Here is a 26,434-nt window from a genome sequence, read left to right as displayed (position 1 = left end):
AGCGCGATAGACGCCAGAAAAAGCAGCGATACCCATTTTGAATGGTTACAAATTTGACGTGTGTAAGAGGTGAAGGATGGAACGCAAACAAATTCTTGTTGTAGATGACAACTTGGAGTTGCGCGAAGCACTAACAGACTATTTGGGTAAAGCCGGGTTTGACGTTGTCGGCGCTGAAAATGGCGAAGAGATGTGGAAGCAGCTCAAACAGCATAAACCTGACTTAATTATCCTAGATATCATGATGCCCGGTGACGACGGTTTCACCCTCTGTCAAAAACTGCGCCGTGATTCAGAAGTGCCTATCATTATGCTCACCGCCGTTACCGAAGAAGCGGACCGAGTCGCCGGACTTGAAATGGGCGCCGATGATTACATCACCAAATCCTTTAGCCCAAGAGAGTTACTCGCGCGTATCAAAACCATCTTGCGCCGCAGCCAACCGTTGAATCAAGGAAAAGCAGCGAAGCATATACGTTTCTCAGACTGGCGTCTTGATACAGTAAAACGCCAGCTTATTCATATTCCTACCAATGTGACTAAACAGTTGAGCGGTGCCGATTTATCGCTACTTGGCTTGTTTGTTGGCAAAGCGGAAGCGGTGTTGACACGTGATGAGATAGCACAACAAATTTGGGGAAGGGATGCTGATCCTTTTGAGCGCGGTATCGATGTTCAGATCAGTCGACTGCGTCATCATCTAGAAGACAAAGACCGCTCATTAATTCTAACGGTGCGTAACAAAGGTTACATGCTTACATCTGAGGTTACCTATGAAGCTTAGGCTTGGGATGAACTCCCTTGCCAGCCGAGCTAGCGCATTCCTGCTCACCGTCATCATGGCGGCTCAGTTGCTGGCGGCTGCCATTTGGTACCAACACACGAGTGAGCGAGACAAAACTGGCTTGATCAACACAGTAGCCAGCCTGTCTCGAAGTGCGTCATCCACCGTCGCATTTTTCCAAACCTTACCCAGTGAATACCGACACCTAGTATTAGACCAACTGCGTAACATGGGTGGCACGCGATTTTTTGTTTCTCTCAACAACCATGAAATCCCGGTACAAGCCTTGCCGCAAAGTGCGCGCAAAGATCTGGTCATCACTGAAGTGCAAAGGGTTCTGAAAAAGGAACTGCCCGGCAATCCGACTATCAAAGTGGAGTTTACCCAGCGCGATGACTTGCGAGTATTCAATAACGAGTTGCCAATCGATGAACTGCCATTGTTGTGGGCACATTACAGCCTTTCTTATGGCGATTTAAACCCGCCGATTCTGGTGATTCAAGTCGAAGTCGCGCCGGAGGAGTGGTTTTATCTGGCCGCTGTTCTGCCTGCTCCCTATGTCAACTTGGAAACTAGTTATTTCGAAGTGCGCGAATGGTTTACCTTGATGCTTTCTGCCATTTTGTTGATGGTGTGTACTTGGTACGTAGTAAAACGAGAAATTCGCCCTATTCGCCGTTTGGCGAAAGCAGCCACAATGATGTCACTGCGCATGGATGTGCCTTCGGTTCCTGAAGAAGGCAGTGCTGAGCTGAGAGCCGCGGTTCGCGCTTTTAACAAAATGAACCGTCGCATTGACAGCTATATCCAAGATCGGGACATGCTGTTTGGCGCTATTTCACACGATTTAAAGACCCCAATCGCCTGCTTAAAATTGCGCGCCGATATGCTTGATGATGATGTGGAGCGTGATCGCTTCACTCGCCTTGCCAACGATCTAGATTTGATGGTGAAAGGCGCACTTCAATGCATCAAAGAAACGGATATTCACGAAGAAATTGAACCCATTGACTTACATCGTACCGTCGAGCACATAGCGTTAGCCATGTCAGGCGAAGAGATGGTCGTCACCACCAACGGACAATTTAATTCACCGTTTATCGGCAAGCCTTTGGCCATAAAACGTTGTTTGCAAAACCTTATCAGTAATGCAGTTAAGTACGGAGGCCACGCTTATGTCTCCCTTAATCAAACTGAAACCGAATTTAATCTCACCGTCACAGATAACGGAACCGGATTGACCCCTGAAATATTAGAACGACTCTGCGAACCCTACTATCGCGCCAACAATACCAAAAAAGAAGGGACCGGTTTAGGACTCACCATCTCAAAAAGCATTGCGCAGACTCATGGTGGGTCGCTAACCCTGAGCCTAACGGAAACTGCTGGCCTGTGCGTTCAACTTACATTGCCGAGAGACTCATAATGAAAGCCGCTATTTTACTTGCCGGACTGCTGTCCGTTGGGCAAGCCCAAGCGAAAGAAGTAGAGTTTCTTCATTGGTGGACATCCAATGGCGAATACGCTGCTCTCAAAGTGCTAAAAGAGCACTTAGCCAAAAATCAATATCACTTAAACTTATCCGCAGTTGAAGGCGGTGGAGGCATTTCCGCAACCACCGTTCTGCAAGCTAGAGCTCTAGCTGGAAACACGCCTAACTTTGCGCAAATTGAAGGCCCTAGTATCAAAGCTTGGGACGCAATAGGTATTGTTCACCCCCTTAATGCAACTGCGAAGCAAAGCCAATGGGATGAACACCTATACCCATTATCTAAAGACATCAACTCAACCGGAAATGGGTACGTAGCCCTGCCGCTGACACTGCACCGTTTAAACTGGTTGTATGTCAACCACCAGTTACTCAAAGCATTGCAAATCGACGTTCCTAAAACATGGCCTGACATGTTTAAAGCGATGGAAAAAGCCCACGCCGCGGGAATCAATCCATTGGCGATCGGTGATGAACCTTGGCAGATCTCTCAGCTATTTGAGAGTCTGGTCATTGCAGCCGGTGGCGTCGAATTTTATCAAACCACCTTGGTGGAACTGAACAAAAACAACTTAGATTCGGCGCAGATGAGGCACGTATTTAAGCAATTTCGTCGGTTAAGTGAGCTAATCGATAGCCCGCTGAAAGATACTAAATGGAACACGGCGACCGAAGCGCTCATCGAAAACCAAGCTTTGTTCCAAATTGGTGGTGACTGGGTATTGGGAGATTTGTTGGCGAGTGGCTTATCCATTCCTCAAGACATTGGCTGTTACCCAGCCCCGCAATCTCATCGAAGCTTCTTATACAATATGGACAGCTTCATATTCATGGCCAGTAAAGGTTTTGGTGAGGGTGATGCGAATCAATTGGCGTCAGTTTTAGCTCAAGAAGAGTTTCAAGTGGACTTTAATCGCGCTAAGGGCTCGATACCAGTGAGAGCTGACATTGACCTTGCCGACTTCAGTCAGTGCCAACAGATCAGCCATCAAGACTTTATTTATGCCATCGAAAACGACCTCGCGGTCCCAACGATGACAGACTCAATGGCGGTCAACCCGGTCGCGCAACAAGCCATAATCTCGGAAATCTATCGCTACTATCACAATCTTGACGTCACCGAAAATGAGGTGATCAAACGCATGATTTCCATTACGGAGTCCAATTAACACAAAACCCAGCGTCGAGAGATTTTTCGATGCTGGGCCATGTCATTTAAATATTTGGATACTAAGCTAAGGGCTCATCCAAACAGACAATGGGCCTAATTCGCCAAATCCAAACTCTTTTAACAGGTTCAGTTCTGTCTCGTCGCCATAGCCCACAATAGGCTGGCGATTGAACAGCCACAGTGCTTTATCTAGCAATAGAGGATAGAGTCCAGGATCACCAAACAAGTTGTATATCCCGGTACTCTTACCATCATTAAACACTGTCACTCCTGCGGAATACGAATCGCTGTCGACATAAATAAACCGAACATTGTCAGATTGTAAAATATTCGCAGGGTAGATGAGTTGAACATTATCGTTTTGCGACCAACGCTCACCCCATTTCGATAACGCTTTTTGACTGTCAACAACAACCAACTCGACCCGTTCACCTAAGGTATCGCGATACACGTTGAGCTTGTCGAAACTGTCACTTTTCCCATACCAGTAGCTGGTAAACATGCGCTGATACCCTGCTCGAGATAACGACAGAGACAAGCAATCCAAGGAGTCTTTAACAAACTCGGGGAGACGCGACAAGCCCGATTTGACCGAAGTTTTTGTTTGCTTTGCCACCGTGGTAACAAGCTGGGGGAAATACTTGGGCATAGGCCCCATGGCTTGCCACATGTATTCATCTTCACCTTGTTCAACACCATGAACCTCAGCGACTTTGTGGCACCACGCAATATTATTGGCAATGGCGAAATCCAAAAGCCGCTCATGAGAAAGGGGCTGATCAGGCTCTGAAACGGAAAGTGTCTGAAGATGTTCAATCACAGACATTGGGTACTCCTTAACACGAACGCTGGATTAGCGTCTCGCCAATATCTAAGTCGAGACTCTATCCTTTGAGTCCTACCGATATTGTTACTTCAATCAATAAACTAGTTTTTTCAGTTTCCCCTACGACGTGTTGCGAGGCAAATCAAAGTGTGTGTTCAGCCAATGAGGTCGCAAAAAAGAACTAGAAACCGGGCTTCTGAGAGTAATTCTCAGTTTTGAATCACGGTTTCCTTGACCGAAATAAAAACTAGTAAATCACTTCCCTTTTCGAACAAAGGTTGAACGCAAAACGAAGATTTCTAATTAAAAAGCTCAGATTTTTGTCAATTTGTAACTTATTGCCAAGTAAATACAAAAGTATTCAACAATTGACTTTACTAATCCCTGAACCTGGCCTTTTATTAATAAATCTATAACTAAAGTTTTGATGTTAAACATGCGGTATTTATTTCGTCCCGCTTCACTTTTTATGGCTTTGCTCTCTGTCTTACTTGCAGCCTGCAGCGAACCCAAACCACCCATAAAAATAGGTGTGGTTTTGCCTTTGACTGGAGTCTTTGCGGTATATGGCAAACAGGCACTTATGGGCGCTGAATTAGCCGTCGATGAGATTAATAAAAATGGCGGGGTACTAGACCGACAGATTGAGCTAGTGGTCCGTGATAACCACACTGACCCAGCCAAAACAGTACAATTAAGCCGTGAATTGGTGCAAATGGATGATGTTTTTGCATTAGTCGGGCCGGTGAGCAGCGCCTCGCGCTACGCCATGCTAGAAGTGGCTGAACGATTTAAGACGCCGATGTTCTATGGCATTGATTATGAGGGTGGTCATTACAACCGCTATCTATTTTGCTTCAGCGTCACGCCTGCTCACTACGTAGATCCTGTTATCGATCATATGAAGGCCAAAAAACTCGATGGTTACTATTTCTACGGCTATGACTACATTTGGCCGCATCGAATTTCCGAGCACATGGTCGCCAAAATTAATCGCATTGGAGGTCGTGTCGACCAGATTGAGTTCACACCTTTCGGTACCGAAGATTATCAACGCCTCTTTAAAAGTATCGAAGCCAAAGGTTCTGAAGTACTTATGCTGGCGCTTCCTGGTGAAGATGGTTTTCGTTTTATGGAGCAGATGGAAAAATTTCCGTTTTCCAAAAAGATTGAAGTTGTTGCCTTCGCTGCCGATGAAACCTATCTTCCCAACGTCTCGCCAATGGCATTGGAAGGTATCTACAGCGCCCTTCATTACTTCGATAGCCTAGCGGACGTGAGTTCATCAGACTTTTCACATCGTTATAAAGAATTACACGGAGAGGAGCAAATACCGACCAACCCAAGTAAAACCCACTACGACATCGTTTCGGCAATTAAAATCGGGTTGCAACAAACGGGTGCGCTAGACAAAGAAAAATTCATTGAAAAAGTCGAAGGAATCGCACTTTATCAAGGCGAAAATCAAGTAACGGTGCGAGCAGATCACCACGTGGATTTACCCATGTCGCTAGCACAATACTTGAGTGGGCAACTCCCTGTGGTTGAAAACTTAGGGATTATCTCACCTCACGACCAACGTAATTGATATGCACAAACTCGGTTACCGCATTTTTTTAATCATGTTACCACTGGCGCTTTTGATGCTGGTATTTGGTTATGCGTATTACCGCGCCAAGGTTAATCTTCAACTTGAGCATGTCACTCAGTCCTCACAATTGGCTATTGCTTTGGGCACCAAAGAGATGAGCTACGCTATCGAGCAGCGTTTGACTGAGTTCGACCGCCTCAGTCGCGGAATGAGCCAGTGCTCCACTCGTCCACAAAAGCTCAGTGAGTTGATGACTGAGCTTCTCAATTCAACCTCTGGTTTTTCTGCGCTGTTATACACCAATGCGAATGGCAGGGTTCTACTGTCGACGTTATCCGCGAACGATAGCAACCGCTATATCCTTCGCAAAGATCTCAAACGCGTGAAGATTCTTGACGAGACTTTGTTGCGTCATTTGGGTGAGGCTTATTACGAGTGGAAGGCTAACCGCTATCAAAACACGGTAAAAATTGCGGAAATAAATAAGGAAATAACCGACCGAGAGCAGCGCGGGGAGATCAACTCATTTGCCGTGCGAGATCTAAAACGCCTCCTCATTATGCACCAAGAGCGGAACGCTCTACCGAATGCGGTTGCATCACTGGCTGAAAAAAACATTGTGGATAGGCTGGGTCTTATCTACAACCAAGAGACGTACTTCTTATCTCGACCTTACACCGATTGCGCCGGTAACTTGCGTGGCTACTACGTTGCCGTCATTGACCGTACCCTTTTTGAAGACCAGCTATTTCGCATTAAGTCCAACTTAAAACAAGGTGGTATTGAACAAGTTGATATTGGCCTGATTCGCAATTTTGATCGAAAGGTACTCACCACAACCAGTTACATTAAAGAAAGCTCGCTTAAACTATTTGGTCTCAATAAAACACCCACCCCCCAACACAGGAAAGAGCTTGGGGGAATTCTGATCAACGATGATTTAGAGCTTTATCTCGACAAGCACCTTATCAAACAGCAATCGGGGCCGGTTGATCTCGCAGCCCAATTACAAACCAGTATGTTTGCTTTCATTCCTGACCAGCATCTCAATGCTCGCTACCTTGGTGTACTAAATCAAATTGCTATCTACACGCTTGCTTCTTTGGTCATATACATTGCACTGACCTACTTTTTGGCTAAGTACATCGCAACTCCAATTGAAGAGCTGAGCAATCGAGTCAAAGCCTTGGGCCGAGGACGTTACCCAAAAATCACCCAATTGGACAGAAACGATGAAATCGGTGAGTTATGGCAGGCCTTCAGTAATATGGCGAGCTCAATTCGCTCCAAAGAGCAGATCTTGATTGATTTGGCACGGCGAGACCCACTGACGGGAGCGCTCAATCGTAGGGCCTTTATGGAACGAAGTAACCGAATTAAGAACCGCAAGGTATCCAGTGTTGTCTGCATGATGGACTTGGATATGTTCAAGGCGGTAAATGATTTGTTTGGGCATGCTAGTGGCGATAACGTGTTACAGCACTTTTGTGAACTGGTAGAAAAACACATTCGCGAAGGCGACATTTTTGGTCGCTTGGGTGGAGAGGAATTCGCCATTATTTTCCCTGATACCGATCTCCAAGTTGCCATCGAAATTGCCGAGAAAATTCGTGCCAGTTGCGAACGACACCTTGCCGATGCGATAAAAGATGTTACCGACACGTCATTGACGGTCAGTATTGGATTGTCGGAATGGCAATCGAGTGATTTCCATGCGGTCATGAAAGCCGCAGACAGGGCACTTTATCGCTCCAAAGAATCAGGCCGCAATCGAGTTTCGGTTGAAGATCCAACAGACTAAGTTCTACTCCTCAGAATAAAAAACAGCGCTTGGGTTTTCCCTAAGCGCTGATGTGATCAACGGTAAGTCAGAGTTATTTGTCGAGCATCATACCGAGACCGCTGAGCTTGTCGCGAAACTCGTCGACGCTATCGGCTTTGTAGGTTGGTGAACCATTAAAGTATCTGGGTTTTTCAGGCTTCATTGCCTCTTTCAATTGCTTCTCTTGATCCATGTCGTCATGATAAACCGTGACACGATGAGGAATATCTTGCTTAAACGTTGCCATCAGACTCTCCTTGGAGATGGTGAATACCTGATGAGGCATTAGCCGAAATGTAATAATTGGTTGCGCGGCTTTAGGTCTCGCACCAATCATTGCATTACTCGGCCATTACATCCTTTGCCTCCCTGCCGTGAGTGTTTAACTCACTTTGTTAAAGCTAGTTCAGCAATAGGAGCTGTCAAAAAAGAGTCACAAATAATCACATGGTTGTCACAGTGATTCTCTGAATTAGTCTCTAAAACGCTGAAGATGCAAGGGTCGTTCTGCCGCTACGGCCTTGCCCTTTCTCGAGTTTGTGAATTGAGATCACAAGCTGAATGACCAGTAAGACACCAGTTACCGCCAGTCCGACCGCTATTCCGGCCCAAATTCCTTGTAAACCGGCTACTTTCATTCCGTACCACGCTGCCGGAATGCCAAAGCCCCAGTAACCCAGTCCAGTCAGCATTGAGGGTACTTTTACCTCTTTTACGCCACGCAGTAGGTTCAACCCCAATAATTGCCAGCCATCTACAATAAAGCTCAAAGCCACAATCCACAGGACACTAGCTAGCAGTGCCAAGGCTTCTGCTTCATCAATAGAAAACAGGACAGATACCGACTCAGGCCAAACAACCAGTAACGCACCAAAGAAGGTGCTGATTGCACTGACTAACACAAAGCCACGCCAAGCCACCCTTTTGATTTCAGTAATATTACCGGCGCCAAATTCACGGCCCACTAAGATCGCCACAGCTTGAGATACGCCAAAATTGATGCTCCAGGTGAACGATAACGCACGTAAAATAACCTGGTGTAATGCCAATGCAGAAACACTGATTGCACCTGCCATGAGCGTTCCGCCGTAAATCAAACCGTATTCCAAAATGACAACCAACGCGATTGGCAGGCCCATAGATAACACTGGCCAAAGTTGTTTTAGTGTGTACTCATTCAGTTTTTTCCACGGGGCAAAAATGCGCAGTTCAGGACGACGGAATACCCATACTGCGTAAATGACGACAACGATTAACGATGCAATGGATGTACCGTAACCCAGCCCAGCCAATCCCATATCAAGCGTAAATGCCATCAGCCAACTCACCGGGATGTTGAGCAAAATCGTGGCAATCGACATGATCATCACGGAGCGAACCAAGCCAAACGCGCTGGTAAAGCCGCGTAAGACTAGCGTTAACATAGCGGGTAACAGTGCCCACTGCGCAGTTTCAAGGTACACCATAGCCAGTTCAATCATTGAAACCTCTTGTCCTGCTAACAGCAAGAGGTCGGGCACCCAATTGAAAATGAATAAGATCAGTACCGTGAGAATGGCGGAGAGCATAATGCCGCCTTTTAGCGCATATCGGATGTTGCGCTCACCGAGCTCGTGGTTCTTAATGCGCTCACCATAAGCGATCGCTACTAAGTTGCCCACACAGCCAACCGTACTGCCTGCAAGAATAGAAAAAAACATGTACACGGTAGCACCCAAACCACCGCCAGCGAGCGCATCGAAGCTCAACTGGGACATCATCCAGACGTCACTCATCACCAAAGCCATCCCGATTAATTGGGAGATAACTAATGGGAATGCTAGTTGTATTATTTTTTTCATATAACTTCCTCTCCAAGGCCCGATAAAATATTGGCTAGAAGCTATTTATTCAATTAACATTAATGCAGCGTTTACATTCATTAAACTCATGCGATGAAATCACCCTACTCACACCTACCTCATTCACACCACTCGCTCAAAGTCTTTGAAGCAGTTGCACGTTCGATGAGCTTCACTCATGCTGCCGACGAGCTGCATGTGACGCAGAGTGCCGTGAGCCGACAAGTTAAGCAGTTAGAGGAAGAACTGGGGCATACGCTGGTAGAACGATTGCATCGCTCGATCGTATTGACTGAAAAAGGCAAAGAGTTGTATGAAGCGTTGCAAGTCAATTACAAACACCTTGATGGTGTGATCGCCAACTGGAAGCAAACAGACAGTAATCGAATCGTTATAAAAGCATCGCTTTCTTACGCCACGCGCTCTTTGATTCCCAAAGTGCATGAACTCCACGAACGTTATCAAGACCATGAAATCGTCATCGTCCCAACCATTGATGAAAAAGATGCGCTGGCCACACAAGATTACGATGTGCTGATTTTCTCAACGCTAAAGAAAAACGATTATCTCGGCGAGCCCGGCATGACATTTTTGCGTGAGGAGTACATGGCTCCGGTATACGCGGACAGCCTAGCCAGTGCGAAACTGAGTTTGCAAGACATGCTAAAACTTCCGAGATTACATGCCACACTTGATCACTTTGATTGGAAGACATGGCTTAAAGATGTCGCGGAAGCAAAAGGCATCGAAACGCGCAATACCACCTTCTTTACGCTTGACCTAGCAATGAGTGCTTGTCTAAGTGGGCAAGGCGTTACCGTAACCGACCTTCTATTGGTATTACCCGAATTGGAACGCGGTTTCTTGCAATGTCCACAAGGAAACCGAATCCAACATAGTGCTTGGCACTATTACGTTCATTGCCGTAATCCCTCTCCTGCTACTGAAGATTTCATCCAGTGGCTCAAGCAAGAAACCAATAACGAAAAACAGCAGCTAAGGAAACTCGCCGAGACTCATAACTGGCAACAGATTTGACGAGGCTTGTTGAATACGAGTGTTAGGAACGAATTATGTTGTTCGTGGCGGCATTAAACTGCTTTGGTCATAAACACCGCGTACGGATCCTCGGAGTAGTCACCAAATGGGCCACAATCTTCAAACCCCGCGCTTCTATAAAGATGTCGAGCGGGTTGGAAGAATTCCATCGAGCCGGTCTCTAAGCTCAATGTATGGATGCTGTTTTGGGGAGCGAATTCTAGGACAAAGTTAAGTAGCGCGCGGCCAGCGCCCGTTCCTCTCGCCTTATGAGTTGTGCGCATGGATTTTAATTCGCCATGACCAGGTTCTATGATTTTCAGTGCGATACAACCAACGGCTTCGTTGTCTCGCCAAGCCGACCAAAAGTAGATGTCGTCACCCTTTAGCTTATTGAGATCCAGCGTATGGACGCTCTCTGGCGGAGAAGTGGCGTACATATCCTGTACATGCTCTTCCAGCATATCGATAACGGACTGCTCCTCTAATCCACCTAGCTTGATTGTTAACGCTGGTTTCGCTGTCTCGCTCGATTTCAAAATGGATGAGGTTGTTTCTAGTGTTTCGCTCATGGTTTTCTCTTTTGATGTGCTTTAAATCTAATGTGCTCTATATCTAAGCTAAACAGCAAAGGTCGTGCCATAGAAAAACCTCAAAAAACACGGTAAATCAGTTCATTAAACAATCAGCACTCAGAACTAGCGTTCCATTTTGGTGCACCTGGCTACAAGACAGTGCAAACGAACTCTATTGGCAGGCTATATAAGTCGATATACTTAGCTACATAGAAAAACCAGCAAAATGCACCCCATTTTGCTCTCTTTTAAAGGATTTTGAGATGCATCAGAGTTTTGTTGAACAAGGTGTTACCTACACGCCATTCCAAATTGATGTTCCGCTTGATTACGCAGACATTCAAGGCACAAAAGTCAGCGTCTTCGCTCGTTTACTTGCACCGACCACCGAAACGTTTGGCGACAAACCTCTATTGGTTTATTTACAGGGCGGCCCGGGTTTTCCATCACCAAGACCCATCGGCCATTCTGGTTGGTTGAAACGTGCACTGCAAACCCATCACGTGGTATTACTGGATCAACGAGGTACGGGACAAAGCAGTGTCATCAGTCATCAAACGTTGAGACACCTAACCCCTGAACAGCAAGCCGAGTACTTGAGCCATTTTAGAGCAGACAACATTATTCGCGATGCTGAAGAGTTACGTAAAGCACTCAACGTTGAAAAATGGAGTTCATTGGGCCAAAGCTTTGGTGGGTTTTGTACCTTTACTTATCTGTCGATGTTCCCTGATAGCTTACATCATTGTTACGTCACTGGTGGCGTTCCACCGGTTGGCAAACACCCAGATGAGATTTATCAGCAAACATTTCAGCGCACCTTAGAGAAAAATCATGCTTTCTTTGCTCAATTTCCTAAAGCACAAGAATACTGTCACCAGATAGCGCAATATTTGATAAATAACGAAGTGCTTCTTCCAAACGGTCAGCGTTTTACTGTTGAGCAGTTCCAACAAATTGGCATCAACTTTGGGATGAGCGATGCATTTTTGCCGACTTACTATCAACTCGAAAACGCGTTTGTCGAAATTGGTGGACAGAAAGAGCTGCGATTTGAGTTCCTAAACAGCATGCTGGCTGAACAATCGTTCCATACCAACCCAATATACGCGCTGCTTCACGAGTCCATTTATTGTGAAGGTTTTGCCTCTCAATGGAGCGCCGATCGTATTCGCAAGGAGAAAGCGGTATTCGAATATAGCGCTGATCAACCATTTCTGTTTACAGGCGAAATGGTCTTCCCTTGGATGTTTGATCAATACACAACTTTGTCATCACTAAAACAAGCCGCGAATCTGATCGCAGAAAAAGCGGATTGGGGTATCTTGTATGACCAAGAGCAGCTCAAACAAAACAAGGTTCCTCTAGCTTGTGCGGTATACGCTGATGATATGTTTGTAGATTGCCAAATTAGCCGTGAAGTGTTGTCAAACACAAACAGCTCTGATGCTTGGGTAACCAATGAATTTGAACACAATGGACTTCGCGCCGATGGTGAACGCATCTTGGATGTATTAATGGCAAAAGCGGCACAAATCGAAGCCAACGCGAAACTATAGTTGCGACTTATTAGCTAAGTGCGGGGTATATTTTTACCCCGTTTAAACTATATCCACCCCCATGCCTATGAGGCATTTCTGAGCCAACTTGCAAATTTCTTGTTCGCAGAATTTCACTAAACTTCCCCTAAATTCAATTAGCTACAACCAGTACACCATATGTATTAAATGCAATGGTTTGCATTAACTGGAAAATCACATCCAACAAACTATTTTTAAATGGTATGGCTGGGAAAGTGATGACTAAGAATGAACAAGCAAATTGTAATAATTGACGACTCTCAAGCAATTTTATTGGTTATGAAGACCATGCTCGCCGAACTTGGCTATGAAGACATAGTAACTTCCCACACCCCTCAAAAAGCTTTAGATTCTATCCGGCGTCATCCTGAACGTTACAGTATCGTGTTCACAGACCTAAACATGCCAGATGTTGATGGCATGCAGGTGATCAAAGAACTTGGAGAAATGAAATTCACCGGCGGTGTTTGCATTATTTCTGAGATGGAAGACCGGGTGATTGAACTCGCGGCAGACATCGCCAGACAAAAGAAGGTGAGTCTGCTGGGTAATCTTCCCAAGCCTATTAAGCTTGGGGAGCTGCAACGAATCATGAAACGCCTATCAAGTCATACTTACAACAAAATATCGCTTGAAAAGCCAATGGAAAAGCAAGAACTTCTTGAGTGCATAGAGGGTCAATTCATCACCCCTTACTACCAACCCAAAGTTGATATTAGAACCAACAAAGTCACCGGAATTGAAGTCTTGGCTCGTGTGACTAAGCCTGGCTGTACAGATGCCATTTTGCCCGGTAAGTTTTTACCCACCGCGGCGGAGCACGGATTATTAAACGCCATTACCGACCAGTTATTTGAGAAAGCCTTTAGCGATTGGCCTGTTATCGTCAAAGAATTTGGAAACGGTATCAAACTGGCCGTTAACCTTTCTCCATCGCAACTGCTTGATCCGGATTATCCCGATTACCTTTCGCGTCTCATTAGCAGCAAGAACATCAACAATAGTCAAATCGTCTTGGAGATTACCGAAGAACTGGCGCTGGAGAATACTGAGCAGTTGGAAACACTAAACCGTTTCAGGATCCGCAGCTTTGGCTTGTCTTTGGATGACTTTGGCACTGGATTTACTAACCTCAAGCAATTGAGAAGCCTCCCGTTCACTGAAATCAAAATCGACCGCTCTTTGGTCAACGACATTCACTGTGATCATTTCAACCAAGTAGTCGTAAACTCGCTCACTCAAATTTCTAAAAAACTTGAGGTGGTATTAATTGCTGAGGGTGCTGAATCTTTGGAAGATTTCCGCTATCTCGAAACCAAATATCGCGATCTTCATATCCAAGGTTTTTTGATTTGCAAACCAAGACCACTCGATAGCCTTCGTCACTGGCATCACAGTTGGGAGCGCAGTCATTTCCATTAAATGGCTTTCGACACTTTCTATATGCTAGTCAATCTGGGAAAAAGGATTCAGAGCTCAATTTGACGTGAGCTCTTTTTGTTTGTTGGACCTGTAATAACAAAGAGTTAGTAGTCACTATTGAACTGCAGCGAAAAACCACATTTTATAAGGGTATTTATCGAGTACACCTTCTCCTATAATCCCCCACAAATTTTATGCTAGCTGCGAGATACCACCCATGAGCCAAGTTGTTGTTTGTGCTTTATACAAGTTTGTTGAACTTGAACACTACCGTTCACTACAAGAACCATTGATTGATCTGCTCAACCAAAACGAAGTGAAAGGAACGCTTTTACTGGCGTCAGAAGGCATTAACGGCACGGTTGCAGGTTCAAGAGCAGGTATCGATGCGCTACTAGCATGGCTGGACAACGAACCAGCGTTAAAGGGAACGGTTTACAAAGAGTCTTTCACCGAAGAACAACCGTTCAACCGCGCCAAGGTGAAACTTAAAAAAGAGATTGTGACACTTGGTGTTGAAGGGATAGATCCTAAGAAGGTTGTCGGTACTTATGTTAAGCCAGCAGACTGGAACGAGCTGATTGCCGATCCAGAAGTCTTTGTTGTCGATACTCGTAATGACTATGAAATCGAGCTAGGTACATTCCAGAACGCCGTCGACCCTAATACAAAAAGCTTTCGCGAGTTCCCAGATTACGTGAAAGAAAACATGGACCCAGCCAAACACAAAAAAGTGGCCATGTTTTGTACTGGTGGCATTCGCTGCGAAAAATCGACCGCTTATATGAAAGAGCAAGGTTTTGACGAGGTTTACCACCTTGAAGGCGGCATTCTAAAATACCTAGAGGAAGTTCCTGCAGAAGAAAGCATGTGGGAAGGCGATTGCTATGTATTTGATGGTCGCGTTGCAGTTGACCACAGTCTAGAAGCCACAGGGCACGATTTGTGTAATGCTTGCCGTCTGCCTATTACCCAAGCTGATAAAGAATCAGACCAATACGAGCAAGGTGTAAGCTGCCCTAAGTGTTTTGGTACTCATAGCGACGAGCAAATTGCCCGCTTCCGCGAACGTGAAAAGCAAGTTCAGTTGGCCAAAGAACGTGGTAACCAACACATCGGTGGTGATGTGCAGAGTGAAATGGCAAAACGCCGCGAAGTTAAGCTTGCCAAAAAGGCAGCGCAGCGCCAGCAAAATTCGTAACGACTAATCTCTATATTTTGACCAAAAGCCCAAGCTCAACGCTTGGGCTTTTTTGTATTTTTGCCAAACCCCAAAGCAATTTAGCGTCTACTCTCTAGTTTTATCTTGGGTTATGTTAGCCTCTCGACACTATTCCAAAAATGAGGGGCGATGATGTCACTAAAAGTCTATTTATCTGGTGAAATCCATACCGATTGGCGTGAACAAATCAAGCAGGGCTGTGAAGAGGCGGGATTGAACATTCTTTTTCAATCAGCCAATACGGATCATGACTCAAGCGATGCTGCCGGAGATGTTTTAGGGAATGAAGAGAACAGCTTTTGGCGTGACCATAAATCAGCGAAAGTTAACGCTATTCATATCCAAACCGCGATTAAAGCCTGTGATATTGCAGTGATTCGCTTTGGCGATAAATACAAGCAATGGAATGCCGCATTTGATGCAGGTTTCTGCGCAGCCCTCGGTAAGCCGTACATCACTCTGCACGATAAAAACATCGTTCACCCACTTAAGGAAGTGGATGCGTCAGCTCATGCTTGGGCCACGACCCCTGAGCAGGTTGTTGAGCTACTTAAATATGTGACGACCAATCACTAGCACTGGCACTACCAATTTAGCCTATTCGCTTTATTCGCGTTGCCAAAGCCACTCGGTATTGGCAACGCTTTGTTTCTACTATCGACTCTTACATTCAGCTTAACAAAGCACTAAACTCGTAACTCTCTCAGCAAACCCATACCTCATATTAAGTATCGAGACAGGAGTCGCTATGTGGTTACAACCCGTTGAACTTGAATCTGAAAACGTCAAACTTGTCCCACTGACCCACCAGCACGCCGATGACTTGGCAAGGGTTTCAGAAGAAGGCAATTTGTCTGATGTCTGGTACACCTCGGTTCCAAATTCTGAAAACATACAAGGCTATATTGCTAGCGCACTAAAAAAACAGGACCTAGGTACTTCCCTGCCCTTTGCGGTGATTGATAAAAACAGTCAAAAGGTAGTTGGAACCACTCGATTTTACGATGCTTCACCTAAAAATCGCCGCCTGCTACTCGGCTATACCTTTTACGCTAAAAGTGCTCAAAGAAGCTACGTAAACACCGAAACTAAGTTATTGCTTTTACAACACGCGTTCGAAACTCTGGATGCGATTGCTGTGGAATTTCGAACTCATTGGCACAATTTAGCCTCGCGCAATGCCATTGCCCGACTCGGAGCAAAACAAGATGGTGTCTTAAGACACCACATGATTATGCCGGATGGCAGCCTACGAGATACCGTTGTCTTTTCTATTCTAGATAATGAATGGCCCGCGGTTAAGTCCAACCTAAACTACAAATTAGCTGTTTATTCATAAGGTCTATCATCGTGTTACTTAGAAAACCGCATGTCTATATAAAAGTGACGTCTGGGCAAGCTACGGCAATTCACGTCGAAGAAGAGCGCAGTGCGACAGCTTCGTCAAAAGGCTTGTCTCACTCTAGAACGCTCATGGGTGACTTCTTTGAAGTCGAAAAATGTTTTAAACATCTCATAGCGGAGTTATTCCCTAATAAGATGTTTAAACCTAGCCCCAACATCATTGTTCATCTATTGGAAGACTTAGAAGGTGGACATACCAACGTCGAATATCGAGCGTTCAGAGAAGCAGCATTTGGAGCGGGTGCATCAAATGTGTATTTGGCTGCGGGTACTAAACCACTTTCCAATCAAGAAGTATTAGCCATGAAATTCGAAATGGCATCAAGCGCTTAACTATCAGCCATTAACCAAAACAAAGGAAGTACAAATAATGGACAAAAAAGGCGTACTCTTAGCGCTGTTTGTTGTGTGGATCTGGGGCGTGAACTTCACCGTCATCAAGCTTGGGCTTGAACAACTTCCACCATTACTGTTTTCTGGATTGCGTTTTTTAATTGTCTCTATTCCAGCCATTTTCTTTGTGCCCTTTCCAAAAACATCGGTATGGAAAGTTCTAGGTGTCGGTTTTTTCTTAGGTGTTTTTAAGTTTGGTCTGCTTTTTGTCGCAATGCGGGAAGATGCCAATGCAGGGGTTTCATCACTGCTTCTACAAGCACAAGTTGTGTTTACCATTCTGCTAAGTGCCATCGTATTAAAAGAATCGGTTCAAAGACATCAATCTATAGGTGTCACCGTTGCAATTTTGGGCTTTGCCCTTTTCTTCACCTCCACAGAGGGCAACGTTACTCTACTTGGTGTTGGTATGATCCTAACGGCCGCCCTATTTTGGGGCTTCTCAAACCTCATAATGAAACAAGTGGGGAGCGTTAATCTTCTGCACTTTATGGTTTGGGTGAGTGCGATCCCTCCACTGCCATTGTTTATTGCGTCATACTACCTAGAATCACAAGTTCCACTTTCGCTATTGGCCAACACTGACTATCACGCTTGGATTGCGCTAGCGTACGTTAGTTATCTGTCTACATTGGTTGCATTCGCCATATGGGGATGGTTACTGCAAAACTACTCAGCAGCAACCGTTACTCCTTTTGCGCTGCTTATTCCCGTCGCTGGTATGCTCAGTGCCTATGTGATTCTTGCTGAATCACTGACGACCATTGAATCTGTTGGAAGTGCCATTATTCTGCTGGGTCTATCGATTTCCATCTTTGGTAAACGGTGGATGCGCGTTCGCTCAAACGACACCACCCAAGCCAGTGAAAGCTAGTCAACACTCATCCCATCGCTATCAATAGGTCTATTACTTTGATTTCAGACAATTACAAACCGCTTCAACCTGAGCTAACCAACCAGAATCAATTGGTTAGCGATGCCATTAAGTGTTTCGGTTCGCATGAGGATGCCATTGCGGGAGTATTAGTAGGTTCGCTTTCTTCTGGCAATGCCGATCGAGTCTCTGACGCGGATATACTTTTTATTTTTAAGAATGAAAAGCACCTAAATACAGATACGCTGTATCAGTCATTCGAGAAAAATAAGGATATTTTCTATCAATTTAGCGACAAATTTGGCGACGAAGCTGTGTGCAGAAAGTATTTATTTCATGATATGACCAGTGCCGAAATTCACTGCATTGGTTTAGATACACACTTTCCCATTTGTCATCCGCATCAAGTATTATTCGATAAAGAAGACGTATTGCCCAGTCGTATCACTAGCGAACCCGCACCAAAACACGAGGACTTTCCTGTTTTCCCGCATGGCAATAAAGGGCTCACTTGGGAGCTATTCGAATGCATCAAATGGCTAAGCCGTGACAAGTCCGACCTAGCCAAAAACTACATCAAAAAGCTGGCGCTGAAGCTGTAGAATTAAAAATCTTTATAGCCAAGTTATGACTCTTGATAGCTTGATTGTAAGCCAATCTTGTTGCTCGTAGGCTGACTAAGCTTGCGAAGCGACACAATCATCATCGGCAAAACAATTGCAGTCAGCGCTAAGTTTGATAGTGGAACTGACAACCAAATTCCAGTAATCCCTAACAGCTTGGGCAACACGTATAGAAATGGCAGTTGAATAAACATGTTACCCGCCGATACAAACAGTGCTTTACCACCCATACCTATCGCCATAAAAAACACAGACGCCGCAAACAAGAATCCATCAAGGCTGATGCCAATTAAATGAAGGTGAATACCTTGTTTAGCCGCCTCAGTTAGATTCATATCTCCAGTAGAAAAAAGTGCAATCGCAGCTTCTGGAAAGATCTGTAGAGCAACCGTGACTAGTACACCCAAACCAACCGAGACCGAAAAAGCGATTTTAACGGTTTGAATCAACTTTTTAGGCTGATTCGCGCCAAAATAGAAACTGACAGGAGGTTGCATACCATTGGCGATTCCCTCGGTGAAGTAATAGTAAATACTGGCGATATAGCCGACGATTGCAAAAGCAGCGACATATGTTGCATCGCCGTACTGCATAAACAGCATATTATGTAGCGCCAAAACAAAGCCAAAATAAGCAAACATTACTAATGTCGAGGAACCCAATTCAATGATTTCACGCGCCAGTGTCCATCTAAAATTTCCCTTCAAAATATGTACCTGTGATAAATGGCTAGCAAAATATCCCACGGACAAAACTGCTGTAACTATTTGAGCAATCACCGTGGCATAAGCGGCACCTTTTAACCCCAACTCCAAATGAGCCAAAAACACGTAGTCCAATAAGATATTGGTTAGCGATCCAATTAAAATTATGAGAGTTGAAAACTTCGGGCTGTCGTCGTTTCGGACCAGCAAGGGAAGTGCAGACGATGCAACAGTAAAAACAGCCCCATAACTTAGTACTGTGAGAAACTCTAACGCGAAATGTTTTGGATCAGCTTCTGCTCTTTGCAAATTTAAAGTCCATTCAGCGGAAAGTAACAAAACAATCGAACTCAATGAACCAAACAAAAGAATAAGCCAGACACTCGTTTTTAGTACGTTGTTGATAGAGCTAATATCTCCATTACCTCGTTGACGAGAAATGATACTGCCTCCACCCATTCCAATCAGCATACCCACACCGATCACAGTAGCGATCACAGGTATGATCATGTTGATACCTGCCAAGCCATCAGCCCCCACATAATGACCCACAAAGATACCGTCAATGACCAGATATAAACCATTGACCACCATTGCTAAGATTGACGGTATGGCGTATCGCCAAAACGTTCTATTTACTGATTCATTTTTAAGGGTCGCGCTATATGACATGGTTTCTTCTCAAGTTTCAAAATGACATAGGCTATTATTCTTAAAAAAGTGATAGATTGAAGTTAGTATCTATCCGAAATTAGGATGGAATTTTTTGGCAAGGTTGAGTATGAATTGGACACTGGATCAAATAGAAGCATTTGTCACAGCGGTGAAAAGCGGCTCTTTTTCCGCAGCAGCGCGCAAATTGGGTAAAGCTCAATCTCGTGTTAGCACCGCAATTGCTAATCTAGAAGCGGACTTTGGCTTTGATCTTTTTGATCGCTCGTCGCGCTTACCCATTCTTACACCTTTGGGAAAGCAACTTTTGGCGGATGCAGAAGCAATGCTTGTACAAAGAGATCGGCTAAATAGTCGTGCTCTTACCGCATCTTTAGGGCAACCGATAACACTAAAGCTTTCGGTCGATGAAGCTATCCCACTGGATACCGCTCAAACGGTTTTTACCGCGTTGGGGGAACGATTTCCCAACCTAAAATTGATTATAACTAGTGGGTCTCATGATGATATCGCGGCAGCAATCGACCAAAAAAAAGCTGATCTGGGTTTGATGTTTCGACATAACAACCTACCATCAGCCGTCGACTTTCGTTCTATTGGTCACTTTAAGAAAGTACTTGTCGCCGGTAACCTGCATCAATTATCTAAGTTCGAAATGGTCTCACTGCCGGATCTTTACAGTGAACGGCAACTCGTAATGTGCGACAGGGCAGGAGATACCGGTGATAAATCACTTACTGCTAATCATTGGAATCTAAATAGCTACTACCTTATCTGTGATTTGGTCGCTGATAATCAAGGTTGGGCCATTGTCCCTAAACACATAGCTGAAATGTCTTTGTTTGCTGAACGGATAAAGATATTAGAGTGTCGAGACTCCTTGCCCGACACTTCATTAGAAGTAGGTTTGGTCAATCGCATCGACAGCCCGGATAGTGAAGTTAAAACATGGTTGATGGAAGCGCTCAAACAACTGTTATTTGAGAGGTTGTAACAAAACGTGGTGGTGAACGCTCACACGACAAACTTTAAGCGCAGTTATCTAGCGGCTTTCACCGCACGCACTAGCTTGTTGATGCCTTGCTCTGGTGTTATCGATTCATTATTAAAAAACTCATCGATAACGCCAAAAATGGCGCTACGAACAAAGCTTGTCGTTGACATTTCCGCTGACAAACTCGGCACTAATTGGCTTTGCTCCAAAGTCGAAAAGTCCTGATACGTCTTTTGTCGGCATGTGTTATTGATATCAGAATTGGCATCACTTCTAGCTGCAATAGAGCCTTTCAGTTGGCTAAAGCTAGACTGGAATTCTTTTGTCATTGCGGCATTGGCTACCGCCAGTTGCCCTTTACCTTGTGAATAATCATAAGATTTGAAGAACACAAAGCTGTCAATATTGTAGCTAAACATTCCCTGAGTATTGGGTACAGCACTGCATTGATAATCTTGACCCACTATTTGATCGGCCAGCATAAACTCGCCATTGGCCCAATCACCCATGATCTGCATCGCCGCCTGACCACTGATAACCATTTGCGTTGCATCATCCCAGTTACGTCCTAACGCATCGTCATCGACATAACTGGCTACTTGGCGATAAACCTCAAATGCTCTAACCATCTGAGGACTTGTTATCGCCTGTTCATTGAGTTCAACAAAAGCTTGTTTGTATAAATCTGGACCCAATTCGCCTAAAGCGATACTTTCAAACAAGGTTACGTTTTGCCAAGGCTTATTGCCGTGCGCTAACGGCAAAATACCTTTTTCTTTCAGGAGTTCTGCACCTTGCAAAAATTCCGGCCAATTGCTCGGTGGGGTGATTCCATACCGGTCGAGAACTTTTTGATTGGACCACAGCCAATTCACTCTATGGATATTGGTCGGAACGGCAACATATCGACCTTTGTATTTCATGGTATCGGCGACAAAAGGCGGTAAAACGGTGTCCCAGCTTTGTTGGCGAGCCTGCTCATCAATATCCAACAAAAAACCGAGACTCGCCCACTCTTGTATATCTGGACCTTTGATTTGCGCGCCTGTAGGCGGGTTACCAGAAACTGCGCGAGCTTTTAAAACCATAGTCGCACTCTCACCACCGCCACCGGCGACAGAAAACTCCTTCCAAGTATGCCCTGATTCAAGCACCGCGGTTTTGAGTGTGTGAGCCGCCGCAGATTCTCCGGGTGATGTCCACCAATGTAAGATCTCGACTTGCGCGGCTTGGATAGAAGATGCAAGCAGTAAAGTAGAAAAACCAATTGTCGCGAGTCGCCCTATTTTCATTTTAGATTTTGTCCGTGTGGTCATCAGAGCTTTCCGAGGTTAGTTGGCTTGAAGGCTTAGTGGGCTTTGGGTTAAATGGCAGCTGAATATCGACTTCCAATCCACCAGCTGGCAAGTTTCGAATCGTCAATTCGCCTCCATGAGCGCGAACAATACTGCGCGCGATACCTAAGCCTAACCCGTGGCCCTCTTGGTCTATAGCTAATCGAATATAGGGCTTAAACACGTCTTCAATTTTGTCTTCAGGAATACCGTTTCCTTCATCTTGAATGGTCAAGCGCAGTTGGCTGTCGAGCAACTCGGTAACCACCGATACCTGATTCCCATACCTGACGCCGTTATCGATTAAGTTGGTCAAACATCGCTTCATGGCTAGAGGTTTACATTGAAACAAAGGCAAAGGCTGACCGGTAATAAAGACCTTTACTCGTCCAATATTGTGATGCTCGGCAATCTGATGCAGTAATTCATGTAGGTTAACTGCGGTAAGATTTTCGTGAATATCAGTATCTTTAACGATTTGCAGTGCACCTTTGACCATCAACTCTAGCTCGTCCAAATCCTTGTTGAATTTGATCCCGCGTTGTTCATCTTCGATTAACTCGGAGCGAATACGCAGCCTTGTAATCGGTGTTTTTAGATCGTGAGAAATGGCTCCAAACAAACGTTCACGATCGCCAATGTGTCGCTTAATGGCGAGTTGCATCAAATTGAAGGCTTGAGTTGCGCTTTTGAGTTCCGCTGCCCCTTCCTCTTTTAGTGGCGGCTGATTAATGTCACTTCGCAATGCATGAGCTGCGGTTGCAAGGCGTTTAAGGGGTTTGATTTGCTTACGCACCATCAAAAAAGTAAACAACATCAACATGGCAGTAATCGCCACAATAAAAAACAGCTGCTCTTTTGAAATCACTTGATCCTTTAGTTGCGAATAGGGGTCCGGCATCAATGCAGCTATGTATAACCATTCATTGGTAGCAAGCTCCATCTGCACCACGAGGATCGGCGGGTTCAGTGGGTCTAACGTTAACGTGTAATGTGCCCACGATTTTGGCAAATCATTCAAGTAGGTTGAGTTATTGAGCACTCGCAGTGTCTCTGGATTCGATAGTTCAACGTGAACCTGCTCATCGTCTAACCGTTTGTCCAAACTGTTAATCAACTCCTGCTTAACCACCTGTTGAGTTGTGGTACGCATCTGATTACTTGGCGCGGGGTCGATATCAATCAAGGTTTCGTTAAACGACACAAAAAAGCGAGTACCGCCAATGTCTCTCAATTGATTGAGAACGATGTGACGATACTGCAAAGGCAAAGACTGAAAATAGTTAGCGGTAGACGCAAAGTGTTTCGCCATACTCGATGCCGTAGATTCTAAACCTTGCAGGTTTTGATGCTTGGTTTGGCTGTACCAAAGTGCTGACGCGATCAGTTGCGCGAGAACGACCGAAATCAAAGTGAAAAACAACATTCTCCAAATCAAAGATTGGGGCATTGCTTGTCGCCATATTGCAGAAGCAGCTGGCATGTGTTGTTTAATACTCATAGTTCACATCAGCGCACAACATGTAGCCATCGCCTCGCAGTGTTTTAATGAGTTTAGGATTTTTGCCGTTATCGCCTAATCGGCTACGTAGCCGAGAGACTTGAACATCTAAACCACGTTCCGTCGGTAACGCATCTCGACCTTTCGTAGCTTGTGAAATGGTATCTCGGTCTAACACTTGGTTGGGGTGAGAAAGAAACAAGTTAAGCAAATTGAAGTCTTTGCCAGAAAGCTCGATTTCTAGCTCTGTAGATTGATTGATTAACTTGTAAAAACGGACGTTCAAACACCATTCGTCAAAGTAGATTTTACTGGGTGTTGATTGAGAAGCACTACTCTCCAAAGCTTGCGTGCGTCGCAACATAGCTTTGATACGAGCAGTCAACTGGCGAGGGCTAAACGGTTTTGCGATGTAGTCGTCAGCACCGATTTCTAAGCCAACAATTTGGTCGGTTTCATCCGATACTGCGGTTAGCATAATAATGGGCACATTAGAGCTGCGTCTGACTTCTTGGCATAAGGTGAAGCCGTCATCGCCGGGCATCATGATATCTAGCAGAATGAGATCAGGACTCTCCGTTAACAAACAGCGACGCATTTCGTTGCCTTCTGCCGCCAAGAAAACGCGATAACCCGCTTTGCTAAGATACTCATCCAGCAACTCGCGAATTTCTTCGTCATCATCGACAACCAAAATGCTCTTTTGAGTCGTATCCGAATTCATAATCTCTACCTGTTTTCAGCTATCTATCAAAGTGTAACGTACGTGTCACGGTTTTGAGTTGTTCGTTCATAGCGTATCGAACTTGCAAGCCCTTACACCGCATCGCTTATTGCGTATTCACACTATTAGTTTTCTCCCCATATCTTAGCCTGTTTCTTGCAGCTTGAATCAGTGCCATGCACTTGCCTTGCACTCTGTTACGTTATGTTACGTTGGGCGTGACCCTGCCCTCGTATACTTCTCCACCATCCCATTACGCTTATCACATCGAAGATTTCTGGTTTGCAACAACGCAGAAAAACTTACTCGAATGGCTAGGAAGGCAAGTGGCAAAGCGTAATTACCCCCTAGTTACGCTCTGCCCTAGCCGACCTTAATGTTTGACCTAGTAATTTGTTTTGTTGCCATTTTAAGTTAATCCAATTTTACGGTGGGTAACCCTACTACCGAGGTGAATCATGAACGTATTCAGTACTATGCAAAAAATGGGACGCAGCTTAATGCTCCCTGTCGCGTGTATGCCAGCAGCAGGCATATTGTTAGGCATTGGCGGTAACGCTGAAGTTGCCAAATTCTTACCGGAAGTGGTCGCACAGATCATGACAGAAGCTGGCTTAGGTGTGTTTGCCAATATGGCTCTGTTGTTTGCTATTGGTGTAGCACTTGGCTTCTCGAAAAACGATGGTGTAGCCGCACTGGCAGCCACACTCGGTTACTTAACCATGACGCGTGTTCTAGGCGTGATTTCCGAAGGCACGGACACAGGTGTATTTGGTGGCGTGATTATGGGCTTAGTCGCGGCTGAACTGTTTAATCGCTACCACCAAATCAAACTGCCAACTTACCTTGGCTTCTTTGGTGGTAAACGTTTTGTGCCTATCATCACATCGCTCGCAGCCTGTGTTGTAGCCTGGTTACTTGCTATTATCTGGCAGCCTATTGGTGCTGGCATCGCATCATTCTCTCATTGGGCAGCTTACCAATCTCCGGAAGTGGCCTTTGGTATCTACGGCTTGGTGGAGCGTTCACTCATTCCATTTGGCCTGCACCACATTTGGAACGCGCCGTTCTTCTATGAAGTGGGTGAATTCACCACAGCAGCAGGTGAAGTGGTTCGTGGCGAGATCCCTCGTTACCTAGCCGGTGACCCAACCGCAGGCAACCTAGCGGGTGGCTACATGTTCAAGATGTTCGGTTTACCTGCTGCCTGTCTAGCAATGTATGTCACTGCTAAATCAAGCAAGCAAAAAGTGGTTGCGTCAATTCTTGGTTCTGCGGCACTCACGTCTTTCCTAACTGGTATTACTGAGCCAATCGAGTTTGCTTTCTTGTTTGTTGCCCCACTTCTTTACGTGGTTCACGCAATTCTTGCCGGCTCAGCATTTGTGGTAATGATTGTGCTAGGCATTAAACACGGCACAACCTTCAGCCACGGCCTATTTGACTTTACCTTGTTGTTTGGTCAATCCACCAATGGTTGGATGCTACCGCTAGTTGGTCTTGCTTACGCAGCGATTTACTTCTTTGTATTCGCATTCCTGATTAAGGCATTTAACCTACAAACTCCGGGACGTGAAGAAGACTCTAAAGCTGAGGCTAAAGTTGATTCTCGTAGTGACGAACTTGCTAAAGAAATTACGGCAGCATTTGGTGGCAAAGACAACATTAAAGACCTAGACGCTTGTATCACTCGTCTTCGTGTTACCGTGAATAACGCTCAACATGTAGACCAAGCAAAACTCAAACAACTTGGCGCAGCCGGGGTGTTTGTTAAAGATGAAAATTTCCAAGCGGTTTTCGGTACTCATTCGGAAATCATAAAAGGTCAGATGGAAGCGTTGTCTTAACGG

Annotated in this window: 24 protein-coding genes; 16 read left to right on the top strand and 8 right to left on the bottom strand. The window is 45.2% G+C overall.

The window, feature by feature from the left end:
• The first annotated feature begins 76 nt into the window (after nucleotides 1-76).
• The 3 genes from ACXAFJ_RS16980 to ACXAFJ_RS16970 are packed head-to-tail and all read left to right on the top strand — an operon-like array spanning nucleotide 77 to nucleotide 3,442.
• Nucleotides 77-784 carry a response regulator transcription factor gene (locus ACXAFJ_RS16980; RefSeq protein WP_475325049.1) on the top strand — a complete coding sequence of 236 codons (708 nt, stop codon included), beginning with the start codon at nucleotides 77-79 and terminating at the stop codon, nucleotides 782-784.
• Nucleotides 774-2,210 carry an ATP-binding protein gene (locus ACXAFJ_RS16975; protein ID WP_475325048.1) on the top strand — a complete coding sequence of 479 codons (1,437 nt, stop codon included), beginning with the start codon at nucleotides 774-776 and terminating at the stop codon, nucleotides 2,208-2,210. The genes ACXAFJ_RS16980 and ACXAFJ_RS16975 overlap by 11 nt, the downstream gene beginning before the upstream one ends.
• The gene (locus ACXAFJ_RS16970; RefSeq protein WP_475325046.1) at nucleotides 2,210-3,442 is read left to right on the top strand and encodes an ABC transporter substrate-binding protein; all 1,233 of its coding nucleotides are present in this window, start codon (nucleotides 2,210-2,212) and stop codon (nucleotides 3,440-3,442) included. Before ACXAFJ_RS16975 ends, ACXAFJ_RS16970 begins: the two co-directional genes overlap by 1 nt.
• Before the next feature lie 66 nt (nucleotides 3,443-3,508).
• On the opposite strand, the gene ACXAFJ_RS16965 is transcribed toward ACXAFJ_RS16970, so the two are convergent.
• Nucleotides 3,509-4,270 (bottom strand): hypothetical protein, encoded by a 762-nt coding sequence (locus ACXAFJ_RS16965; RefSeq protein ID WP_475325045.1) that lies wholly within the window; start codon nucleotides 4,268-4,270, stop codon nucleotides 3,509-3,511.
• Nucleotides 4,271-4,706: 436 nt separating this feature from the next.
• Between ACXAFJ_RS16965 and ACXAFJ_RS16960 the strand changes: the two genes are divergently transcribed.
• Together ACXAFJ_RS16960 and ACXAFJ_RS16955 are read left to right on the top strand one after the other, a co-directional pair.
• Nucleotides 4,707-5,858, top strand: a complete 1,152-nt coding sequence (locus ACXAFJ_RS16960; protein WP_475325043.1) for an ABC transporter substrate-binding protein — start codon at nucleotides 4,707-4,709, stop codon at nucleotides 5,856-5,858.
• Between the two features lies 1 nt (nucleotide 5,859).
• The gene (locus ACXAFJ_RS16955) at nucleotides 5,860-7,662 is read left to right on the top strand and encodes a sensor domain-containing diguanylate cyclase (protein ID WP_475325042.1); all 1,803 of its coding nucleotides are present in this window, start codon (nucleotides 5,860-5,862) and stop codon (nucleotides 7,660-7,662) included.
• Nucleotides 7,663-7,735: 73 nt separating this feature from the next.
• Here ACXAFJ_RS16955 and ACXAFJ_RS16950 read toward each other — a convergent pair whose 3' ends face one another.
• Nucleotides 7,736-7,930, bottom strand: coding sequence for a hypothetical protein (locus tag ACXAFJ_RS16950; RefSeq protein WP_475325041.1), 195 nt, complete (start codon nucleotides 7,928-7,930; stop codon nucleotides 7,736-7,738).
• Between the two features lie 232 nt (nucleotides 7,931-8,162).
• Nucleotides 8,163-9,524 (bottom strand): MATE family efflux transporter, encoded by a 1,362-nt coding sequence (locus ACXAFJ_RS16945; RefSeq protein WP_475325039.1) that lies wholly within the window; start codon nucleotides 9,522-9,524, stop codon nucleotides 8,163-8,165.
• A 93-nt stretch (nucleotides 9,525-9,617) separates the two neighbouring features.
• Between ACXAFJ_RS16945 and ACXAFJ_RS16940 the strand changes: the two genes are divergently transcribed.
• A complete protein-coding gene (locus ACXAFJ_RS16940) occupies nucleotides 9,618-10,562 on the top strand; it encodes a LysR family transcriptional regulator (RefSeq protein WP_475325038.1) in 945 nt (314 codons plus the stop codon).
• A 53-nt stretch (nucleotides 10,563-10,615) separates the two neighbouring features.
• Here the strand turns inward: ACXAFJ_RS16940 and ACXAFJ_RS16935 are convergent, their stop codons facing one another.
• A complete protein-coding gene (locus tag ACXAFJ_RS16935) occupies nucleotides 10,616-11,026 on the bottom strand; it encodes a GNAT family N-acetyltransferase (protein WP_475325780.1) in 411 nt (136 codons plus the stop codon).
• A gap of 374 nt (nucleotides 11,027-11,400) precedes the next feature.
• On the opposite strand from ACXAFJ_RS16935, the gene ACXAFJ_RS16930 reads away from it, so the two are divergent.
• The 8 genes from ACXAFJ_RS16930 to ACXAFJ_RS16895 all read left to right on the top strand — a co-directional run bounded on the left by ACXAFJ_RS16930 (nucleotide 11,401) and on the right by ACXAFJ_RS16895 (nucleotide 18,634).
• Nucleotides 11,401-12,696 (top strand): alpha/beta fold hydrolase, encoded by a 1,296-nt coding sequence (locus ACXAFJ_RS16930; RefSeq protein WP_475325037.1) that lies wholly within the window; start codon nucleotides 11,401-11,403, stop codon nucleotides 12,694-12,696.
• A 249-nt stretch (nucleotides 12,697-12,945) separates the two neighbouring features.
• Nucleotides 12,946-14,139, top strand: coding sequence for an EAL domain-containing response regulator (locus tag ACXAFJ_RS16925; protein ID WP_475325035.1), 1,194 nt, complete (start codon nucleotides 12,946-12,948; stop codon nucleotides 14,137-14,139).
• Nucleotides 14,140-14,356: 217 nt separating this feature from the next.
• Nucleotides 14,357-15,340 (top strand): oxygen-dependent tRNA uridine(34) hydroxylase TrhO, encoded by a 984-nt coding sequence (gene trhO, locus ACXAFJ_RS16920; protein ID WP_475325034.1) that lies wholly within the window; start codon nucleotides 14,357-14,359, stop codon nucleotides 15,338-15,340.
• 153 nt (nucleotides 15,341-15,493) lie between these two features.
• Nucleotides 15,494-15,937 carry a YtoQ family protein gene (locus tag ACXAFJ_RS16915; RefSeq protein ID WP_475325779.1) on the top strand — a complete coding sequence of 148 codons (444 nt, stop codon included), beginning with the start codon at nucleotides 15,494-15,496 and terminating at the stop codon, nucleotides 15,935-15,937.
• 172 nt (nucleotides 15,938-16,109) lie between these two features.
• Nucleotides 16,110-16,700: a GNAT family N-acetyltransferase gene (locus ACXAFJ_RS16910; protein ID WP_475325033.1), complete on the top strand. Its 591-nt coding sequence runs from the start codon at nucleotides 16,110-16,112 to the stop codon at nucleotides 16,698-16,700.
• A gap of 11 nt (nucleotides 16,701-16,711) precedes the next feature.
• A complete protein-coding gene (locus ACXAFJ_RS16905; RefSeq protein ID WP_475325032.1) occupies nucleotides 16,712-17,098 on the top strand; it encodes a hypothetical protein in 387 nt (128 codons plus the stop codon).
• Nucleotides 17,099-17,135: 37 nt separating this feature from the next.
• A complete protein-coding gene (locus ACXAFJ_RS16900) occupies nucleotides 17,136-18,032 on the top strand; it encodes an EamA family transporter (protein WP_475325031.1) in 897 nt (298 codons plus the stop codon).
• Between the two features lie 38 nt (nucleotides 18,033-18,070).
• Nucleotides 18,071-18,634, top strand: a complete 564-nt coding sequence (locus tag ACXAFJ_RS16895) for a hypothetical protein (protein ID WP_475325029.1) — start codon at nucleotides 18,071-18,073, stop codon at nucleotides 18,632-18,634.
• A gap of 23 nt (nucleotides 18,635-18,657) precedes the next feature.
• On the opposite strand, the gene ACXAFJ_RS16890 is transcribed toward ACXAFJ_RS16895, so the two are convergent.
• The gene (locus ACXAFJ_RS16890) at nucleotides 18,658-20,031 is read right to left on the bottom strand and encodes an MATE family efflux transporter (protein WP_475325028.1); all 1,374 of its coding nucleotides are present in this window, start codon (nucleotides 20,029-20,031) and stop codon (nucleotides 18,658-18,660) included.
• 109 nt (nucleotides 20,032-20,140) lie between these two features.
• On the opposite strand from ACXAFJ_RS16890, the gene ACXAFJ_RS16885 reads away from it, so the two are divergent.
• Nucleotides 20,141-21,025, top strand: coding sequence for a LysR family transcriptional regulator (locus ACXAFJ_RS16885; RefSeq protein WP_475325027.1), 885 nt, complete (start codon nucleotides 20,141-20,143; stop codon nucleotides 21,023-21,025).
• A gap of 44 nt (nucleotides 21,026-21,069) precedes the next feature.
• Here the strand turns inward: ACXAFJ_RS16885 and ACXAFJ_RS16880 are convergent, their stop codons facing one another.
• Genes ACXAFJ_RS16880 through ACXAFJ_RS16870 form a run of 3 tightly spaced genes read right to left on the bottom strand, consistent with a single transcriptional unit; the run spans nucleotide 21,070 to nucleotide 24,584 of the window.
• Nucleotides 21,070-22,317 (bottom strand): ABC transporter substrate-binding protein, encoded by a 1,248-nt coding sequence (locus tag ACXAFJ_RS16880; protein WP_475325026.1) that lies wholly within the window; start codon nucleotides 22,315-22,317, stop codon nucleotides 21,070-21,072.
• A 1-nt stretch (nucleotide 22,318) separates the two neighbouring features.
• Nucleotides 22,319-23,860, bottom strand: coding sequence for an ATP-binding protein (locus ACXAFJ_RS16875; RefSeq protein ID WP_475325025.1), 1,542 nt, complete (start codon nucleotides 23,858-23,860; stop codon nucleotides 22,319-22,321).
• Nucleotides 23,850-24,584 (bottom strand): response regulator, encoded by a 735-nt coding sequence (locus ACXAFJ_RS16870; protein WP_475325024.1) that lies wholly within the window; start codon nucleotides 24,582-24,584, stop codon nucleotides 23,850-23,852. The genes ACXAFJ_RS16875 and ACXAFJ_RS16870 overlap by 11 nt, the downstream gene beginning before the upstream one ends.
• A gap of 458 nt (nucleotides 24,585-25,042) precedes the next feature.
• Between ACXAFJ_RS16870 and ptsG the strand changes: the two genes are divergently transcribed.
• A complete protein-coding gene (gene ptsG, locus ACXAFJ_RS16865; protein WP_475325023.1) occupies nucleotides 25,043-26,431 on the top strand; it encodes a PTS glucose transporter subunit IIBC in 1,389 nt (462 codons plus the stop codon).
• Nucleotides 26,432-26,434 lie beyond the last annotated feature (3 nt).

It is taken from the genome of Vibrio sp. ABH4_348, from assembly GCF_056159765.1.
The sequence above is the reverse complement of the archived record's forward strand: the minus strand, read 5'-3'. Positions and strand labels throughout refer to the sequence as shown.